This is a genomic window from Pseudomonas frederiksbergensis, from assembly GCF_003732665.1.
In the GTDB taxonomy this organism is placed as follows: domain Bacteria; phylum Pseudomonadota; class Gammaproteobacteria; order Pseudomonadales; family Pseudomonadaceae; genus Aquipseudomonas; species Aquipseudomonas frederiksbergensis_G.
In genome coordinates this window covers 45,410-62,797 of sequence record NZ_MOBP01000016.1, presented here as the reverse complement: position 1 = coordinate 62,797, position 17,388 = coordinate 45,410, and the positions used below count along the sequence as shown (strand labels likewise).

The 17,388-nt window shown below is 57.8% G+C and carries 21 protein-coding genes; 18 read left to right on the top strand and 3 right to left on the bottom strand.

The window, feature by feature from the left end:
- Nucleotides 1-11: 11 nt before the first annotated feature.
- Nucleotides 12-929, bottom strand: coding sequence for a putative 2-dehydropantoate 2-reductase (locus tag BK665_RS25330; RefSeq protein WP_123409292.1), 918 nt, complete (start codon nt 927-929; stop codon nt 12-14).
- Nucleotides 930-1,069: 140 nt separating this feature from the next.
- On the opposite strand from BK665_RS25330, the gene BK665_RS25325 reads away from it, so the two are divergent.
- Both BK665_RS25325 and BK665_RS25320 read left to right on the top strand, forming a co-directional pair.
- Complete coding sequence (locus tag BK665_RS25325; protein WP_054045015.1) at nt 1,070-1,555, top strand: YajQ family cyclic di-GMP-binding protein; 486 nt, start codon at nt 1,070-1,072, stop codon at nt 1,553-1,555.
- A 141-nt stretch (nt 1,556-1,696) separates the two neighbouring features.
- The gene (locus BK665_RS25320; RefSeq protein WP_123409291.1) at nt 1,697-2,539 is read left to right on the top strand and encodes a mechanosensitive ion channel family protein; all 843 of its coding nucleotides are present in this window, start codon (nt 1,697-1,699) and stop codon (nt 2,537-2,539) included.
- Nucleotides 2,540-2,678: 139 nt separating this feature from the next.
- On the opposite strand, the gene BK665_RS25315 is transcribed toward BK665_RS25320, so the two are convergent.
- Entirely contained in the window at nt 2,679-4,025 is a 1,347-nt protein-coding gene (locus BK665_RS25315) for an OprD family porin (protein WP_123409290.1), read from the bottom strand.
- Between the two features lie 172 nt (nt 4,026-4,197).
- Between BK665_RS25315 and BK665_RS34530 the strand changes: the two genes are divergently transcribed.
- The 3 genes from BK665_RS34530 (at nt 4,198) to BK665_RS25305 (ending at nt 5,575) form a co-directional block, all read left to right on the top strand.
- Nucleotides 4,198-4,452, top strand: a complete 255-nt coding sequence (locus tag BK665_RS34530) for a hypothetical protein (protein ID WP_185076637.1) — start codon at nt 4,198-4,200, stop codon at nt 4,450-4,452.
- Nucleotides 4,453-4,939: 487 nt separating this feature from the next.
- A complete protein-coding gene (locus BK665_RS25310) occupies nt 4,940-5,365 on the top strand; it encodes an HIT family protein (RefSeq protein WP_123409289.1) in 426 nt (141 codons plus the stop codon).
- 3 nt (nt 5,366-5,368) lie between these two features.
- Complete coding sequence (locus tag BK665_RS25305) at nt 5,369-5,575, top strand: SlyX family protein (RefSeq protein WP_054045009.1); 207 nt, start codon at nt 5,369-5,371, stop codon at nt 5,573-5,575.
- 73 nt (nt 5,576-5,648) lie between these two features.
- Here BK665_RS25305 and BK665_RS35230 read toward each other — a convergent pair whose 3' ends face one another.
- Entirely contained in the window at nt 5,649-6,251 is a 603-nt protein-coding gene (locus BK665_RS35230) for a cold-shock protein (RefSeq protein WP_123409288.1), read from the bottom strand.
- Nucleotides 6,252-6,561: 310 nt separating this feature from the next.
- Between BK665_RS35230 and BK665_RS25295 the strand changes: the two genes are divergently transcribed.
- From BK665_RS25295 to tolB, 13 genes are all read left to right on the top strand, one after another.
- On the top strand, nt 6,562-7,032 hold the full coding sequence (locus BK665_RS25295) for a Dps family protein (RefSeq protein ID WP_123409287.1): 471 nt from the start codon (nt 6,562-6,564) through the stop codon (nt 7,030-7,032).
- Nucleotides 7,033-7,303: 271 nt separating this feature from the next.
- A complete protein-coding gene (locus BK665_RS25290; protein WP_123409286.1) occupies nt 7,304-7,618 on the top strand; it encodes a ribbon-helix-helix domain-containing protein in 315 nt (104 codons plus the stop codon).
- 150 nt (nt 7,619-7,768) lie between these two features.
- Nucleotides 7,769-7,990, top strand: coding sequence for an FmdB family zinc ribbon protein (locus BK665_RS25285; protein WP_010457489.1), 222 nt, complete (start codon nt 7,769-7,771; stop codon nt 7,988-7,990).
- Nucleotides 7,991-8,084: 94 nt separating this feature from the next.
- Nucleotides 8,085-9,860, top strand: coding sequence for an aspartate--tRNA ligase (aspS, locus tag BK665_RS25280; RefSeq protein WP_123409285.1), 1,776 nt, complete (start codon nt 8,085-8,087; stop codon nt 9,858-9,860).
- Between the two features lie 120 nt (nt 9,861-9,980).
- A complete protein-coding gene (locus tag BK665_RS25275) occupies nt 9,981-10,727 on the top strand; it encodes a YebC/PmpR family DNA-binding transcriptional regulator (RefSeq protein WP_056741401.1) in 747 nt (248 codons plus the stop codon).
- Nucleotides 10,728-10,884: 157 nt separating this feature from the next.
- Nucleotides 10,885-11,409: a crossover junction endodeoxyribonuclease RuvC gene (gene ruvC, locus BK665_RS25270; protein WP_054044997.1), complete on the top strand. Its 525-nt coding sequence runs from the start codon at nt 10,885-10,887 to the stop codon at nt 11,407-11,409.
- A 114-nt stretch (nt 11,410-11,523) separates the two neighbouring features.
- Nucleotides 11,524-12,141, top strand: coding sequence for a Holliday junction branch migration protein RuvA (gene ruvA / locus BK665_RS25265; RefSeq protein ID WP_123409284.1), 618 nt, complete (start codon nt 11,524-11,526; stop codon nt 12,139-12,141).
- Nucleotides 12,142-13,203, top strand: coding sequence for a Holliday junction branch migration DNA helicase RuvB (gene ruvB, locus BK665_RS25260; RefSeq protein WP_054044994.1), 1,062 nt, complete (start codon nt 12,142-12,144; stop codon nt 13,201-13,203). It begins immediately after the preceding gene.
- 138 nt (nt 13,204-13,341) lie between these two features.
- Nucleotides 13,342-13,809: a tol-pal system-associated acyl-CoA thioesterase gene (ybgC, locus tag BK665_RS25255; protein WP_123409283.1), complete on the top strand. Its 468-nt coding sequence runs from the start codon at nt 13,342-13,344 to the stop codon at nt 13,807-13,809.
- Nucleotides 13,799-14,494 (top strand): protein TolQ, encoded by a 696-nt coding sequence (tolQ, locus tag BK665_RS25250; protein ID WP_054044990.1) that lies wholly within the window; start codon nt 13,799-13,801, stop codon nt 14,492-14,494. The genes ybgC and tolQ overlap by 11 nt, the downstream gene beginning before the upstream one ends.
- 23 nt (nt 14,495-14,517) lie before the next feature.
- Entirely contained in the window at nt 14,518-14,970 is a 453-nt protein-coding gene (gene tolR / locus BK665_RS25245) for a protein TolR (protein WP_161807657.1), read from the top strand.
- Entirely contained in the window at nt 14,970-16,049 is a 1,080-nt protein-coding gene (gene tolA / locus BK665_RS25240) for a cell envelope integrity protein TolA (protein ID WP_054044986.1), read from the top strand. The genes tolR and tolA overlap by 1 nt, the downstream gene beginning before the upstream one ends.
- Before the next feature lie 47 nt (nt 16,050-16,096).
- Nucleotides 16,097-17,347, top strand: coding sequence for a Tol-Pal system beta propeller repeat protein TolB (gene tolB / locus BK665_RS25235; protein WP_054044985.1), 1,251 nt, complete (start codon nt 16,097-16,099; stop codon nt 17,345-17,347).
- Nucleotides 17,348-17,388 lie beyond the last annotated feature (41 nt).

Here is a 17,388-nt window from a genome sequence, read left to right as displayed (position 1 = left end):
GTAGCCGCTGCTCAGTCGCTGGGCAATCCAAGGCTGTGCAGATGGGCAACCAACCGCGCTTCGAGCTGATTGAGGTGTGGCAGGTTCAAGCGGTGCCGCGCCGCCACTTTGCAGACATAACCCAATAGATAGCTGATTTCGGTGCGGCGCTGATTGGCGACGTCCTGGTACATCGACGAGTAATTGGCGGCGGTGGCCTGGATCACCCGTTCGACTTCCTGTTGCAGGTGCTCAGCGGCGGCCGGTTGCCCACAACGCTCCAGCAGCTCGGTCAGTTCGGCGCAGAGGGTAGCCACCTCGCAGTGATGCTGCTGCAAACCGCCGTTGCGACAATCGTGCAGCACGGTCAGCGGATTGATCGCACAGTTGAGCGCAAGTTTGCGCCACAGCCGGGTCTGGATGTCGATGCTCCACTCGTGGGGAATTCCGGCGGCGCTCAAGTCGTCCAGCCAGATTGGTGCCACTGGATGCCCGGCGTCCCCCAGCCAGGTGTAGCCGTGGCCGGCGAACACCACGCGCCAGTCGCCATCGCGGAACGCACCTTCGGTGCTCGACGCGCTGATGCAGCGGGCCTGGGGCACCTGCGCGGCGACCGCATCCTGACTGCCGAGGCCGTTCTGCAACAGAATCAGCTCGGCACCCTGGGCCAGGCGCGGTGCCAATTGCGCCACGGCTTTTTCGGCGTCGTAGGCTTTGCACGCCACCAGCAGACGGTTGATCGTCTCGCTGCTGTCGGGCGTTTCGCCGGGCACGGCATAGGTTTTGGCGACGCCGTGCTCCACCAGCGTCAATCCGTCGCTCGTCTGATAGGCCTGCAAACGCTGTTCATCGCGCAGGATCAACCGGACGGGAACACCGGCCCGCGCCAGGCGCGTGGCCCACAATGTGCCGAGACTACCGGCGCCCAAGACATGCCAGGTGGTGGACATCAGCTTTTTGCTCGGTTTGAGGCAGGCATGTGAGGCTCGCAGTATCGGTTGGAAAAGACCCGTTATAATGAGCCCGATTTTAACCGCAAGCCAAGCGCGCTCCATCGTGATCGAGCGCGCCTTTTTATTGGAGAAACTACATGCCGTCGTTCGACGTGGTATCCGAACTGGACAAACACGAAGTCACCAACGCGGTCGAGAACGCCGTCAAGGAACTCGATCGTCGTTATGACCTGAAAGGCAAGGGCACCTTCGAGTTCAAGGAAAAGGACCTGACTGTCAACCTGACCGCTGAAGCCGATTTCCAGCTCGAAGCGATGATCGAGATCCTCAAGCTGTCCCTGGTCAAGCGCAAGATCGACGTGCAATGCCTTGAAGTCAAAGATGCTTACGCGTCGGGCAAGCTGATGAAGCAGGAAGCCGTGCTCAAGGAAGGCATCGACAAAGAGCTGGCGAAGAAAATCGTTGCTCACGTCAAGGACGCCAAGCTCAAGGTCCAGGCCTCCATCCAGGGCGAGCAAGTGCGCATCACCGGCAAGAAGCGCGACGATTTGCAGGAAGCCATCGCGGCCCTGCGCGCCAAGACGTTTGACATGCCGCTGCAGTTCAACAACTTCCGCGACTGATCCTTCAATGCGGGAAACCCCTGTGGGAGCGGGCTTGCTCGCGAAGTGGGCGTATCAGTCGACATCGATGTCGAATGACACACCGCTTTCGCGAGCAAGCCCGCTCCCACACTGGATTGTGCTTAACCGAGGAGAAAGTAGATGGATTTGAATGCTGAAGTAGACAATCTGGTCAAGGCGTCTCAAGCCTGGATCCCGATGATCATGGAATACGGCAGTCGTGTGCTGCTGGCGGTGATTACTCTGGGCATCGGCTGGTGGCTGATCAACAAGGTCACACAGAAGCTCGGCGGCCTGCTGGCACTGCGCAATGCCGACCTGGCGCTGCAAGGTTTTATCAGCAGCCTGGCCAACATCATTCTCAAGGTGCTGCTGATTGTCAGCGTGGCTTCGATGATTGGTGTGGAAACCACCTCGTTCGTCGCCGCCATCGGTGCGGCCGGCCTGGCCATCGGCCTGGCATTGCAGGGCAGCTTGGCGAACTTCGCCGGCGGCGTGCTGATTCTGTTGTTCCGTCCATTCCGCATTGGCGACTGGATCGAAGCCCAAGGCGTGGCGGGTACGGTCGACAGCATCCAGATTTTCCACACCGTACTTCGCACTGGCGACAACAAGACCATCATTGTTCCGAACGGCAACCTGTCGAACGGCATCATCACCAACACTAACCGTCAGCCAACCCGCAAAGTGGTGTTTGATGTTGGCGTGGATTACGAAGCGGACTTGCAGAAGGCCCGTGAAGTATTGCTGGAACTGGCCAAGGATGAGCGCATCCTGGCAGAACCTGCACCGCAAGCCGTTATTTCGACGTTGGGCGACAGTTCGATCACTGTTTCCCTGCGCGTGTGGGTCAAGACGGCCGATTATTGGGATGTGATGTTCATGTTCAATGAACAATCCCGTGATCGCTTGAAGACTGCCGGTATCGATATTCCTTTTCCACAGCGGGTTATTCGTGTGGTTCAGGAAGCGTCGGCGAGTTGAGATGAGTGTGTTGCTAATGTCTGACTTAACGGTCAGGCATTATTGAGTAGCAAGCTAATCAATTAAGCAAAACAGCAGTCAATAAAAAAGGCCCATCCGAAGATGGGCCTTTTTATGCTTACTAACTAACCAACTGCGATTACAAGATCGACAGTGGGTAGTCAACGATCAGACGGAACTCTTTAACGTCGCCTTCACCTTCGTCGCCGTTAGCAACGTGCCACGCTTGACGAATACGGAACGAAAGATCTTTAGCCGGGCCGTTCTGAACAACGTACTTGGCTTCGAAGTTGGTTTCGTGGTGTTTGCCATCTTCGCCGTACAGGCCAGCGTATGCGCTGCCAGCCGGAGTATGGGTGCCGTCGATGTCCCAACCAGTTACATAACGGGTCATGAAGCTCAGACCAGGAACGCCGTACTCAGCCATTTTCAGATCGTAACGGATCTGGGCAGACTTCTCGCCAGGGGCGTTGAAGTCAGAGTACTGGATGGAGTTGGCGAGGAAGATCGAGTCGCCGCCACGGTTGTTCTTGCCGATACCGATGTAGTCGAACGGGGTATCGCCATTAACCTTTTGGAAGGCCAGGGTGATGGTGTGTGCTTTCAGGAACGAGAGCGCAGTGGCCAGCGAGAACGCGGTGTTGCTGATGTCGCCAGCTTTCGCGTCACCGGTGTCGGTGGTGCGATAGATGTTGAAGTCAGTGTTCAACGAAGTGTCACCACTGATTGGAGTGGTGAGGTTCACGTTCGCGTAGTACTGGTTCCAGATGTCTTCCAGCTTGGCGCCGTACAACGATGCGCTCAGGTTCTCGGTGATGCCGTATTTGCCACCGAAGTAGTCGATGGTGTTGGCTTCAACGCCTGCGTAGGTTGCAAACAGGCCGCCGTCACGGGCGTTTTTGTCTTGGCTGGTGCCCGAGTAGAAGTGACCGGCTTCGAGGTCAAGGTCTTTGACTTCGCTGCTCTGCAGTTGGAAACCGCTGGCAGTTTGCGGGAGGATACGGGAACCGCCGACAGCGAACACTGGAGCAGTGCTTGGCTGCATGTCGCCGACTTTCAACTCGGTTTTGGAGACGCGGAATTTAATCGCTGCGCCGGCTTTACCCTGGCTGTCGTTGACGTCGCGGCCACCGTTAGCGTTAACGGTGTCGCTACGGCTCATGTTACCCGAGCCGGAGGTGCCATCGCCGCCATCCAGCTTGATAGCCAGGTAACCGAATGCATCAACACCAACGCCAACAGTACCTTGGGTGTAACCGGAGCTGAAGTTGCCCCAAATACCCTGAGTCCAGTCTTTGACGTCGCGGTTGCCATTCTTGTTGTCACGGTTGAAGTAGTAGTTGCGAACCAGCAAATTCAACTTGGCGTCGTCAACAAAACCCTTGGCTTCAGCCTGGTCACTTACAAAAGGTGCGGCCGTAGCCATTTGAGTACTGGCGGCTGCTGCAACTGCCAGTGCGATCATGCTCCACTTCATCACGCGCATCGTGATTTGCTCCTTTGGTTTTAGAAGAGTACTGCCGTCCCACCTGTTTTATTATCTGGGCGGCTCTTTCTTTTTGAGTCGGCGCAAACTTATATCACGCCGACAATGTTGGCGATACTTGCGCATCTAACCTTTCAGCTTCTTTACGACCCTGTCGCAAATGGCTTGGTAGATGTCGCAAATTCACTGCCCCAATGCAACCGGATTGACAACTTTAGCGCTGTTTTTCTGGGATTTAGCATCGGTAAAAAGAGTCCCTGGTGAAACGTTTGAATCTCCATCGGGCAACCCTGCCGCTGTTTTTATTTGCCTGAAGGCTCCCACTTCCCGTGGGGCACTTACCGGCGATATGGGTGTGAATGCAACAAGCGTGCTCAAAAAAGAATTCTGCGGCCGTTTTTTTCTGAAGGCCCGTTCGATGCTGTAAAAACCTCATAAAACCGGGGCTTTCAAGCGCATTTTGTTTGCGCTTGACGCCGGGGTTGCCATGGTGTTGCTACGTCGCTCTCATCGCACGACCACAAAAAACGTTACCGGTTCACCCCAAAAGTGAGTAATTGGTGCAACCCTGTCGGACTCAGCGTAGACGCACTGTGCGGTTTTGGTGCAAAAAATTTTAATCACTGTGCTGAATTCATACAGTGCATGGCTGCGCCACTCGGGAACGCAGGGTTGTCAGTGGGTCACTCCAGCGTTTTTTCTGTGCTGGTCGGTTCTGTAATGGTGCGCTCCGGCGAAAAACGTCCCATGTCGGGGCGGGTGTACCGTTCAACTGAATTTGCCTGGCGCTTGCGAATGCGGTTCACCGTGAAGCCTGGGGCATTCGCGGGTATGCTGCCGTCCTGTCGCTTGGCGCACCGCCTCCGGTGAGGGGCGCTAAGCTGAAAAATGATGAACAGGCGGGAGTGCGCACAGTGTTCGCTTTAGATCCACGACTTCAACAAGACACGCTACCGATCGGCGATTTCCCTCTCTGCCGGTTGCTCTTGTCCAATGATTCCAACTACCCCTGGTTCATCCTAGTGCCGCGCCGCGACGATATCAGCGAGTTGTTTCAGTTAAGTGTCGCCGATCAACAGCAGCTTTGGCAGGAAACCACCGCCCTGGCGGAGATGCTCAAGGATTCGTTCGATGCCGATAAGTTGAACGTCGCTGCGTTGGGTAACGTCGTCAGCCAGTTGCATATGCATGTGATTGTGCGCAAGCGCGACGATGCTGCCTGGCCAGCCCCGGTCTGGGGCAAACACCCGGCCAAGCCCTACAGCGCCGAGCAGGTTGCGGTGATTCGCGAACGGCTGCGCCTGGTCTTGACCGATCAATTCACGTTCCTGGAGGGCTGAACCATGAGCCTGGAAGAGCGCGTCAACGATCTGGAAAGCCAACTGGCGTTCCAGGACGACACCATTCAGTCATTGAACGATATCCTGGTGACGCAACAGCGGGTGGTCGAACGCCTGCAACTGCAAATGGCTGCGTTGCTGCGGCGCCAGGAGGAGATGGCCGGTCAGTTCGAGTCCTCGGAAGAAGAGGCTCCACCGCCGCATTACTGAGTGATGCGGCTAAACCCCGGGCAAAAAAAACCGCGAACAGCCAGGCTGCTCGCGGTTTTTTTATCGCTCGAAATCAGCGACGGGGCAATGCGGCAATCACATCTTCGGCCTGCAGGCCTTTGTCGCGATTCATCACGGAGAACTCCACGCGCTGGCCTTCGACCAGGACGCGGTGACCTTCGCCACGAATGGCCCGGAAGTGCACGAAAATATCATCGCCGGAATCCCGGGAGATAAAGCCGAAGCCTTTGGAGGTGTTGAACCACTTGACGGTGCCGGTATCGCGGTTGCTCATGTCATAGCTTGGCGAAGCGGCGGCCGGTGACGATTTGTAGAAGCTGATGGCCAGGTGCAGGCACACGGCAACCAGGGTAACGACGAGGCTGAACAGCACCGCAGGTTGACCGGCAATGACCGGCATCGGCGCGATCAGTGTCAGGGTTTGCAGCACAACAGCCAGGACCAGCAGGGCGCTGACCAGGTTTTGCAGTTGGTGACGAGGACCTTTGTTCCAGTAAGGGATAACCGGAGCGAGGGTCAGGTTGAGCAGGCCGAAAAAGGCCAGGTAAAGTGCATCGGGTTGTTGCAGGTAAGGTACGGCTTCGGATCGCAGGCTAGGGATGAAGGACAGCAGCAAGGCTGCTGCGCCCATTAGCAGGTGGACGATTTTCAACATTTTGATTGACTCACGTTAAGACGGATCACAAGGAAGAGCTGATTGAGCACGGTCCGCTTCAGAACAATAAGAGGCGGTGGACACGTACCCGCTACCAGCCTATGCGCCGCGCCCCGGAAAATAGGGGCATAGCGACACGCTGCCTATTTAACAGCAAAGCCTGCGGCTACTCAAATCAGCCGGGCCGGCGGTGGCCTGGGGGGCGATTTGTCGCAGGTGCGTTGGCCATCCAGGGGAGCAGGGCGGGGAGAGCCTTGCTACAGTGGTCCTGCACTTGTTGGATGAATTTCATCATCTTTAGGGGGTAAACATGGCAATCGATATCGGTATCAGTGAAGAGGACCGCAAGTCCATCGTCGACGGACTGTCGCGGCTGCTGTCGGACACCTACGTGCTTTATCTGAAAACCCACAACTTCCACTGGAACGTCACGGGGCCGATGTTCCGCACCCTGCACCTGATGTTCGAGGAGCAATACAACGAGTTGGCCCTGGCGGTGGATTCGATTGCCGAGCGCATTCGTGCCCTGGGCTTTCCGGCACCCGGTGCCTATTCGGTATATGCGCGCCTGTCCTCTATAAAGGAAGAAGAGGGCGTACCCAGTGCCGAAGACATGATCAAGCAACTGGTCGAAGGCCAGGAAGCCGTCACCCGCACCGCCCGCGGCATCTTCCCGCTGCTGGACAAGGTCAGTGACGAGCCCACGGCGGATCTTCTGACTCAGCGCATGCAGGTTCATGAAAAAACCGCGTGGATGCTGCGCTCGTTGCTGGACCAGTAACCGCAAAAGCTGCGCGGGGCCGTCGGGGGAGGCGTCGTTCGCGCAGCGCTTTTTTCTCTCGGATAAATGCCTTTGCGCCTGAAGAAAATACGCCGGCTCATGTAGGAAATCGTCGCGTGTAGGATCGTGTCCATGATCCTCGCCACGCTGTTGGCTTATCCTACGTTGATGGTCAAAAAGTCATCTGGCTATAACTTTGCCCCTGCGTTTTTATAAAGAGACAGGAGATTGCTCTTATGAAAACCACGGATGGCAAAGGAGTGTCAGCGGTATGGTTTATGGAGAAAACGGGCGCGAATGGAGGCTCGGTGCGCCACCGGCGATAAAGATTGATCCGTTCGTCAGCGAATTCGATATGGAGCTGGCCAGGCCTTCATCCCGGTCGGTGCGCTTGAACGGTTTTGCCACCTGCCTGCGGCTTGAGCAGGTGTATTGGGAAATCCTCGGTGAAATGGCGACGCTCAATGGCTGTTCGGTCAGTGCATTGTTGTCCCACGTGGATCGCGAGGTGCATCTGCGTCACGGTGGGGTGAAGAATTTCACCGGGCTGGTGCGCGTCGTCTGCGTCGTGCACAGCTTGAAGTAGTGCTTGGCTCACCTGTTCCGGGCTGGAACGGGTGGTATGTCAGTCTGTGCAGTCTTACGGCTGCACAGGCTGCATTTAATGGATATAATCCCGCTCTTTGCCGCAAAACCCAGCGTAAGCGGTAGCAATCTGATCGCCGAGACAACCCCCATGCCGATGTACGACTATCAATGTGCTTCCTGTGGTCATCAGTTGGAAGCCATTCAAAAGATCAGCGCAGCACCGCTGGTCGACTGCCCTGCGTGCCAGGCGCCAGAGCTCAAGAAGATGCTGTCCATGCCGGGTTTCCGCCTCAGCGGCACCGGTTGGTACGAAACCGACTTCAAGACCGGTTCCAAGAAGAATCTGGCCGGCGGCGACAAAGCTGACTAAGGTCTGGAACCTGAGTTGAACCACACGCGCGAGCTCTTGCAGCATCTGCAAGGCCTCCAACCGAATTTCGATTACGAGAAGTGAAACCACTACCATGATGCGCAGCCATTATTGCGGCCAACTGAACGAAGCCCTGGAAGGCCAGGAAATTACCCTTTGCGGATGGGTTCACCGTCGCCGTGACCACGGTGGGGTGATTTTCCTCGATATCCGTGATCGTGATGGTCTGGCCCAGGTGGTGTTCGATCCGGATCGCGCCGAGAGCTTCGCCGCCGCCGATCGCGTGCGCAGCGAATACGTCGTGAAGATCACCGGCAAGGTACGCCTGCGTCCGGCCGGTGCCACCAACGCCAACATGGCGTCGGGCATGATCGAAGTGCTGGGCTACGAGCTGGAAGTGCTGAACGAATCGGAAACCCCGCCGTTCCCGCTCAACGAGTTCTCCGACGTTGGCGAAGAAACCCGCCTGCGTTATCGCTTCCTCGACCTGCGTCGCCCGGAAATGCTCGAGAAGCTGCGCCTGCGTTCACGCATGACCACCAGCATCCGTCGCTTCCTGGACGAGAACGGCTTCCTCGACGTCGAGACGCCGATCCTGACCCGTGCCACGCCAGAAGGCGCTCGCGATTACCTGGTGCCGAGCCGTACCCACGCCGGTTCCTTCTTCGCCTTGCCGCAATCGCCACAACTGTTCAAGCAACTGCTGATGGTTGCCGGCTTCGACCGCTACTACCAGATCGCCAAGTGCTTCCGTGACGAAGACCTGCGCGCTGACCGCCAGCCGGAATTCACCCAGATCGACATCGAGACCAGCTTCCTCGATGAAAAAGAGATCATGGCCATCACCGAGCAGATGATCCGCAACCTGTTCAAGGAAGTGCTGGACCTGGAATTCGGCGACTTCCCGCACATGACCTTCGAAGAAGCCATGCGCCGTTACGGTTCCGACAAGCCGGACCTGCGTAACCCGCTGGAACTGGTTGACGTCGAAGACCAACTCAAAGACGTCGACTTCAAAGTGTTCAGCGGCCCGGCCAACGATCCTAAATGCCGCATTGCCGCCCTGCGCGTTCCAGGCGCCGCGAGCATGCCGCGCAAGCAGATCGACGACTACACCAAGTTCGTCGGCATCTACGGTGCCAAGGGCCTGGCGTACATCAAGGTCAACGAGCGCGCCAAAGGCGTCGAAGGCCTGCAGTCGCCTATCGTCAAGAACATCCCTGAAGCCAACCTCAATGTGATCCTCGATCGCGTTGGCGCGGTTGACGGCGACATCGTGTTCTTCGGTGCCGACAAAGCCAAGATCGTCAGCGAAGCCCTGGGCGCGCTGCGGATCAAGGTCGGCAACGACCTGGACCTGCTGACCTGCAAGTGGGCGCCAATGTGGGTCGTCGACTTCCCGATGTTCGAAGAGAACGACGACGGCAGCTTCACTGCCTTGCACCACCCGTTCACCGCGCCGAAGTGCACACCGGAAGAACTGGAAGCCAACCCGGCGACCGCGCTGTCCCGTGCCTACGACATGGTTCTGAACGGCACCGAGCTGGGTGGCGGTTCGATCCGTATCCACCGCAAGGAAATGCAGCAGACCGTATTCCGCCTGCTGGGTATCAATGAAGCGGAACAGGAAGAGAAATTCGGCTTCCTGCTCGACGCCCTGAAATACGGCGCGCCGCCCCACGGTGGTCTGGCCTTCGGTCTGGACCGTCTGGTGATGCTGATGACTGGCGCCCAGTCGATCCGTGAAGTGATCGCTTTCCCGAAAACCCAGAGCGCGGCTGATGTCATGACTCAGGCTCCGGGTGCTGTAGATGCCAAGGCATTGCGCGAATTGCACATTCGTCTGCGCGAAACGCCAAAGGCTGAGTAAGGCTGACCCTGAAGGCGCATCCTTATGGGATGCGCCTTTTTCATAGGTCGAGATTTTTTCTTGCTGGCTGGCGCGAACAGGCGCAGCGGGCAATGTTTCAAAGAGAATTCGGAGCGAGATATGGCGGGTCATTCCAAGTGGGCGAACATCAAGCACCGCAAAGAACGTCAGGATGCCAAGAAGGGCAAGATTTTCACCAAGTGGATTCGTGAACTGACCGTTGCGGCCCGTCAGGGCGGTGGCGATCCAGGTTCCAACCCGCGTCTGCGCCTGGCGCTGGACAAGGCGCTCGGCGCGAACATGAGCCGCGACATCATTGATCGCGCGGTGGCTCGCGGTGCTGGCGCCGCCGACACCGACGACATGGTCGAACTCAGCTACGAGGGCTATGGCCCGGGTGGCGTGGCGGTGATGGTCGAGTGCATGACCGACAACCGCAACCGCACCGCAGCCGCTGTTCGTCATGCGTTCAGCAAATGCGGCGGCAACCTTGGCACCGACGGTTCGGTGGCCTACCTGTTCGAACGCAAGGGGCAGATTTCCTTCGCGCCGGGCGTCGATGAAGACGCGCTGATGGAAGCAGCCATGGAGGCCGATGCCGATGACGTGGTTACTCACGAAGACGGTTCGATTGACGTGTTCACTTCGTTCGCCGGGTTCTACTCCGTGCGTAACGCGCTGGAAGCGGCTGGTTTCAAGGGTGATGACGCGGAAATCGTGATGCTGCCGACCACCAGTGCCGAACTGGATCTGGAGGGCGCCGAGAAGGTGCTCAAGCTGATCGACATGCTCGAAGACCTGGATGACGTGCAGAACGTCTACTCCAACGCGGACATTCCGGAATCGGTTGCTGCACAGCTCGGCTAAGGGCGACTAAGATCCCTTGTGGGAGCGGGCTTGCTCGCGAACGCGGACTTTCAGGCAACATAGTTGCTGAATGTAAAACCGTATTCGCGAGCTAGCCCGCTCCCACATTGGTTATTCGCTTCATTGAATACACTGCTCATCCTTGACCGCAGGCGTTATGACTTTAATCCTTGGTATCGACCCCGGTTCGCGCATCACCGGTTATGGCGTGGTACGCGATACCGGGCGCGGCTGCGTGTACGTGGCGTCGGGTTGCATCCGCACCGGCTCCGGCGAGTTGCATGAGCGTCTGCAAATCGTCTATCGCGGCGTGCGGGAGGTCATCCAGACCTATGGCCCGACGACCATGGGCATCGAAAAGGTGTTCATGGCGCGCAACGCCGACTCTGCGCTGAAACTGGGTCAGGCTCGCGGCGCGGCCATTGTCGCCGGCGCCGAAGAAAGCCTGGAAATCGCCGAGTACACCGCGACCCAGGTCAAACAAGCCGTCACCGGCACCGGCGCGGCGAATAAAGAGCAGGTGCAGATGATGGTCATGCACATGCTGAAACTGACCAGCAAGCCACAAATCGATGCCTCGGACGCCCTGGCCATCGCCATTTGTCATGCGCACACCCGTTCCAGCCTGTTACCGCATGGCTTGGGAACCGCACGCAGTCGTGGCGGGCGCCTGCGTCTCTGATAGCATCAGCAATCATTTTTACGGGATGAGGGTTTTGCGCCTGGGTTGTCGGCGCAAAACCCTTGTCCTGTCAGTCGCTGGCCTCGGGCTGGCCAACGCTCAAGGATTCGAAACGTGATTGGACGCTTGCGCGGCACCCTGGCTGAGAAACAGCCGCCGCACCTGATTCTGGATGTAAACGGCCTGGGGTATGAGCTGGAAGTGCCCATGACCACGCTGTATCGCTTGCCGTCGGTCGGTGAACCGCTGACCTTGCACACCCATTTAGTCGTACGCGAAGACGCGCAGTTACTCTATGGCTTCTACAGCAAGCGTGAGCGAGACTTTTTTCGCGAGTTGATCCGTCTCAATGGTGTAGGGCCGAAATTGGCCCTGGCCTTGATGTCGAGCCTGGAAGTCGATGAGTTGGTGCGTTGCGTGCAGTCCCAGGACACCTCGGCGCTGACCAAGGTGCCGGGCGTGGGCAAGAAGACTGCCGAACGCCTGCTGGTGGAACTCAAGGACCGCTTCAAGGCCTGGGAAACCGTGCCGGCGATGTTTGCCCTGGTGCCCAATCAGCCGGGTGGGCCAGATGCGCCGGCCCCGGCGGTTACCGCCGAGAGTGATGCGATCAGCGCGCTGGTCTCCCTGGGCTACAAGCCGCAGGAAGCCAGCAAGGCGATTACCTCGATCAAGGAGAAAGGCTTGAGCAGTGAAGACCTGATTCGCCGTGCCCTGAAGGGAATGATTTAAGTGATTGAAGCTGATCGTCTGATTGCCGCCACGCCTGGGCCCCGCGACCGCGAGGAAGTCCAGGACCGGGCGATTCGTCCCCTCAGTTTGGCCGAGTACATTGGCCAGCCGACCGTTCGCGAGCAAATGGAGTTGTTCATCCAGGCGGCCCGTGGTCGCAGCGAATCCCTCGATCACACGTTGATCTTCGGTCCGCCGGGCCTGGGTAAAACCACGCTCGCCAATATCATCGCCCAGGAAATGGGCGTGTCGATCAAAAGCACCTCCGGCCCGGTCCTTGAACGTCCGGGTGATCTGGCGGCGCTGCTGACCAACCTCGAGCCCCATGACGTGCTGTTCATCGACGAAATCCATCGGTTGTCGCCGATCGTCGAAGAAGTGCTGTACCCGGCCATGGAAGATTTCCAGCTCGACATCATGATCGGCGAAGGCCCGGCCGCACGTTCGATCAAGCTCGATCTGCCGCCGTTCACCCTGGTCGGTGCCACTACCCGTGCCGGCATGCTGACCAACCCGTTGCGCGACCGTTTCGGGATTGTTCAGCGCCTGGAGTTCTACAGCACCGCCGACCTGGCGACGATTGTCAGTCGTTCGGCGAGCATTCTCGGTTTGCCGCTGGACCCGGAGGGCGCCTTCGAAATCGCCCGTCGCGCCCGGGGGACACCGCGGATTGCCAACCGCTTGTTGCGCCGGGTGCGGGATTTCGCCGAAGTGCGCGCCAAGGGCCACATCACCAAACCGATCGCCGACCTGGCCTTGAATCTGCTGGATGTCGACGAACGTGGCTTCGATCACCAGGATCGGCGTCTGCTGTTGACCATGATCGAGAAATTCGACGGTGGCCCGGTGGGCGTAGACAGCCTGGCAGCGGCCATCAGCGAAGAGCGTCACACCATTGAAGACGTGCTGGAACCGTACCTGATCCAGCAGGGCTACATCATGCGAACACCGCGGGGGCGGGTGGTCACCCGGCATGCGTACCTGCATTTTGGTTTAAACATTCCGTCACGATTGGGCGAGATGCCCGTGGTAGACGAATTTCTCGATGCAGTGGACGATTAATTAACGTTTGCGGGCTGATCGATTGGGGGTTTGTGTGGTCCTAGTGGCTCACATGACGAATCTTTCACTAGAAAGCCGCAGAACAATGAAAAACAGTTGCCTGGCTGGATTGGCAACCTGAGGAGTAAGCACTAGAGTATGCGCGCGCAAAACGGGCTTGAGCCGTTCGCACATCGTTGTCGCGTTTATTACGAGGACACCGATGCGGGCGGCATCGTGTATTACGTTAATTACCTCAAGTTTATGGAACGGGCTCGAACCGAGCGGCTCCGGGAACTGGGCTTTGCCCAATCCCAGCTGGCAGGGGAGGACCTGTTGTTCGTCGTGCATTCCAGCGAAGCGCGTTACCACGCGCCGGCGCGACTGGACGACGAGCTGCTGGTAAGCGCTGAAGTAATCGAATTGAACCGTGCCAGCCTGCGCTTTAAACAGCAGGTCAGGCGGGCTACGGATAATGCGCTGCTCTGTGAAGGGCAGTTTTTGGTGGCCTGTGTGCGCACTGACAGTTTGAAACCCCGGGCCATTCCCGAAACTCTACGTGCGGCCTTTGCCGACGTGAGCGGCGCGGGTACACACTCAAAGCAGGAGATAAAGCGTGGAAGCTAACGTCGTCGACCATTCCTCCATGTGGAGCCTGGTCAGCAATGCCAGCGTCGTGGTGCAGTTGGTAATGCTGATTCTGGTAGCCGCATCGGTGACCTCATGGATCATGATCTTTCAGCGCAGCAACTTGCTGCGCGCCGGTCGACGTGCCCTGGAGAGCTTTGAAGAGCGCTTCTGGTCAGGTATCGATCTGTCCAAACTCTACCGTCAGGCCGGCAGCAACCCTGACCCGGATTCGGGCGTCGAGCAGATCTTCCGTGCCGGCTTCAAGGAATTCTCCCGTCTGCGCCAGCAGCCAGGCGTTGACCCGGAAGCGGTCATGGAAGGCGTGGCCCGTGCCATGCGCGTCGCCATTTCCCGTGAAGAAGAAAAGCTCGAGCAGAGCTTGCCGTTCCTCGCCACCGTCGGTTCCGTCAGCCCGTACATCGGCCTGTTCGGTACGGTCTGGGGCATCATGAACTCCTTCCGCGGCCTGGCCACTGCCCAGCAAGCGACCCTGGCCACCGTGGCCCCGGGCATCGCCGAAGCACTGGTGGCTACTGCCATCGGCCTGTTCGCAGCCATCCCGGCCGTTATCGCTTACAACCGTTTTGCTGCCCGCAGCGAAACCCTGCTGAGCCGTTACTACACCTTCGCCGACGAATTCCAGGCGATCCTGCACCGCAAAGTGCACACCAGCGAAGAATAAGCAGGTAATTTCCAATGGCTTTAATCGCTCGAGCTCGCAAAAAGCGCAAGCCGGTCGCCGAGATGAACGTGGTGCCATACATCGACGTGATGCTGGTACTGCTGGTCATCTTCATGGTGACCGCGCCGATGCTCAATCAGGGCGTGAAAGTTGATCTGCCCAAGGTTTCCAGCGAAGCCTTGCCGCAGGACAACAACACCCAGGTCCTGACCATTTCGATCAAGTCTGACAAGACCTACTACTGGAACCTTGGCAGCGAAGTCGACACCGACAAGCAGCAGGACAAGGCCATGACCTTGCCGCAGATGACCAGCGCCGTGACTAAAATCATCAGCGCCGGTAACGAAAACGGCAAGCACACCCAAGTCTTCATCCGTGGCGACAAGACCGTCGACTACGGTTCGGTCATGGGCGCCATGGGCGGGTTGCAGAAGGCCGGAGTCGGTAATGTTGGCTTGATTACCGAGGCGCCCTGATGCAGCAACAACGAGAGCCAACAGCCTCGGAAAGCTACTTCTGGCCTAGTGTCTGGGCGATTGGCTTGCACGTGCTGGTTTTCGGCATGCTGTTCGTCAGTTTCGCCATGACGCCTGAGTTGCCGCCGGCCAAGCCGATTGTCCAGGCGACCTTGTACCAGCTGAAATCGAAAAGTCGGGCGACCACCCAGACCAATCAGAAGATTGCGGGTGAAGCGGTGAAGTCTGCTGCGCGCCAGACCGAAGTCGAACAGATGGAACAGAAAAAGGTCGAGCAGGAAGCGGTAAAGGCTGCGGAACAAAAGAAAGAAGAAGCGGCTCAAAAAGCCGAGGAAGCCAAGAAGGCCGACGAGTCCAAGAAGTCTGAGGAAGCGAAAAAGGCTGATGAAGCCAAGAAAGCCGACGAAGCGAAGAAGACCGCCGAAGCCAAAAAGGCCGAAGAGAAACAATTGGCTGATATAGCCAAGAAGAAATCTGAAGAAGAAGCCAAGAAAGCTGCTGAAGAAGAGGCCAAGAAAGCGGCCGCTGAAGAAGCGAAGAAAAAGATCGTCGAAGACGCGAAGAAGAAAGCCGCGGACGACGCCAAGAAGAAAGCTGAAGCTGAAGAGGCGAAGAAGAAAGTCGCCGACGAAGCGAAGAAGAAAGCTGCTGCCGATGCTGCGAAGAAGAAATCGCAGGATGCGGCACGTAAATCGACCGAAGACAAAAAGGCTCAGGCCTTGGCCGATTTGCTTTCCGACACGCCGCAGCGTCAGCAGGCGTTGGCCGATGAGCAGGGCGATGAAGTCGCCGGCAGTTTCGATGATTTGATTCGTGCTCGTGCAGCGGAAGGCTGGGCTCGTCCACCTTCGGCACGCAAAGGCATGACAGTCGTGTTGCAAATCGGCATGTTGCCGGACGGTACGGTGACTTCGGTCAGCGTTTCCAAGTCCAGTGGCGATGGTCCGTTTGACTCGTCTGCCGTGGCTGCGGTCAAGAATATTGGACGTTTGACAGAAATGCAGGGAATGAAGCCGAGCGATTTCGCTCCGTATCGTTCATTCAAGATGACATTCACACCTGAGGATCTAGCCTTGTGAGAAACCTTCTTCGAGGAATGCTTGTCGTTATCTGCTGCCTGGCAGGGATGGCGGTAGCAGATGAAAAAAACATTCTGGTCACCAGCGGCAGTGATCGGGCTACCCCGATTGCGGTAGTGCCGTTCGGCTTCCAGGGCGGCACCGTCCTGCCGGACGATATGGCCGAAATCATTGGTAACGATTTGCGCAACTCGGGCTACTACTCGCCGATTCCAAAGCAGCAAATGATCAGCCAGCCGAGCCAGGCCAGCGAAATCATTTTCCGTGACTGGAAGGCGATCAGCGCCCAATACATCATGGTCGGCAGCATTGTTCCGGCGGGCGGTCGCCTGCAGGTTCAGTACGCACTGTTCAACGTCGCTACCGAGCAGCAAGTGCTGACCGGCAGCGTGTCGGGCAGCGTCGATCAACTGCGCGACATGGCGCACTACATCGCTGACCAGTCGTTCGAAAAACTCACCGGTATTAAAGGTGCGTTCTCGACACGCCTGTTGTACGTGACCGCCGAACGCTTCTCCGAGAAGAACACGCGCTACACGCTGCAACGTTCGGACTACGACGGTGCCCGCGCCGTGACCCTGCTGCAATCGCGCGAGCCAATCCTGTCGCCGCGTTTCGCACCGGATGGCAAACGCATCGCTTATGTGTCGTTCGAGCAGAAGCGTCCGCGCATCTTCATGCAGAACATCGACACCGGTCGTCGTGAGCAGATCACCAACTTCGAAGGCCTGAATGGCGCGCCAGCCTGGTCGCCGGATGGCAATCGCCTGGCGTTCGTGCTGTCGAAAGACGGCAACCCGGACATCTACGTGATGAACCTGGGTTCGCGTCAGATCTCCCGCGTCACCAACGGTCCCGGCATCAACACCGAACCGTTCTGGGGTAAAGATGGTTCGACCATCTACTTCACCTCCGACCGTGGCGGCAAGCCACAAATCTACAAGACCAGCGTCGGTGGTGGCGGTGCGGAACGTGTGACTTTCATCGGTAACTACAACGCAAACCCGAAACTTTCGGCCGATGAAAAGACCCTGGTGATGATTCACCGCCAGGATGGCTTCACTAATTTCAAGGTGGCGGCCCAGGATTTGCAGCGCGGAAGCGTAAAAATCCTCACTGATAGCACTCTGGACGAGTCGCCTACTGTTGCGCCCAACGGCACCATGGTAATCTACGCCACCCGCCAGCAGGGCCGGGGAGTCTTGATGCTCGTGTCCATTAATGGACGCGTAAGGCTCCCGCTTCCTACCGCACAAGGCGAAGTCAGAGAACCTTCCTGGTCCCCTTACCTGAACTGACGCGGCGCTACACGTTTTACTTAACACACTGGGGTTCATTA

Excerpts from the sequence above, each read along its gene's own strand:
- BK665_RS25285 (WP_010457489.1), top strand. The coding sequence starts at position 7,769 with ATGCCGATGTACGACTATCAATGTGCTTCCTGTGGTCATCAGTTGGAA.
- BK665_RS25290 (WP_123409286.1), top strand. The coding sequence starts at position 7,304 with ATGGTTTATGGAGAAAACGGGCGCGAATGGAGGCTCGGTGCGCCACCG.
- BK665_RS25305 (WP_054045009.1), top strand. The coding sequence starts at position 5,369 with ATGAGCCTGGAAGAGCGCGTCAACGATCTGGAAAGCCAACTGGCGTTC.
- BK665_RS25330 (WP_123409292.1), bottom strand. The coding sequence starts at position 929 with ATGTCCACCACCTGGCATGTCTTGGGCGCCGGTAGTCTCGGCACATTG.
- BK665_RS25320 (WP_123409291.1), top strand. The coding sequence starts at position 1,697 with ATGGATTTGAATGCTGAAGTAGACAATCTGGTCAAGGCGTCTCAAGCC.
- BK665_RS34530 (WP_185076637.1), top strand. The coding sequence starts at position 4,198 with ATGTCGCAAATTCACTGCCCCAATGCAACCGGATTGACAACTTTAGCG.
- tolB (WP_054044985.1), top strand. The coding sequence starts at position 16,097 with ATGGCGGTAGCAGATGAAAAAAACATTCTGGTCACCAGCGGCAGTGAT.
- tolA (WP_054044986.1), top strand. The coding sequence starts at position 14,970 with ATGCAGCAACAACGAGAGCCAACAGCCTCGGAAAGCTACTTCTGGCCT.
- BK665_RS25275 (WP_056741401.1), top strand. The coding sequence starts at position 9,981 with ATGGCGGGTCATTCCAAGTGGGCGAACATCAAGCACCGCAAAGAACGT.
- ybgC (WP_123409283.1), top strand. The coding sequence starts at position 13,342 with ATGCGCGCGCAAAACGGGCTTGAGCCGTTCGCACATCGTTGTCGCGTT.
- BK665_RS25325 (WP_054045015.1), top strand. The coding sequence starts at position 1,070 with ATGCCGTCGTTCGACGTGGTATCCGAACTGGACAAACACGAAGTCACC.
- aspS (WP_123409285.1), top strand. The coding sequence starts at position 8,085 with ATGATGCGCAGCCATTATTGCGGCCAACTGAACGAAGCCCTGGAAGGC.
- BK665_RS25315 (WP_123409290.1), bottom strand. The coding sequence starts at position 4,025 with ATGCGCGTGATGAAGTGGAGCATGATCGCACTGGCAGTTGCAGCAGCC.
- ruvC (WP_054044997.1), top strand. The coding sequence starts at position 10,885 with ATGACTTTAATCCTTGGTATCGACCCCGGTTCGCGCATCACCGGTTAT.
- BK665_RS35230 (WP_123409288.1), bottom strand. The coding sequence starts at position 6,251 with ATGTTGAAAATCGTCCACCTGCTAATGGGCGCAGCAGCCTTGCTGCTG.
- BK665_RS25295 (WP_123409287.1), top strand. The coding sequence starts at position 6,562 with ATGGCAATCGATATCGGTATCAGTGAAGAGGACCGCAAGTCCATCGTC.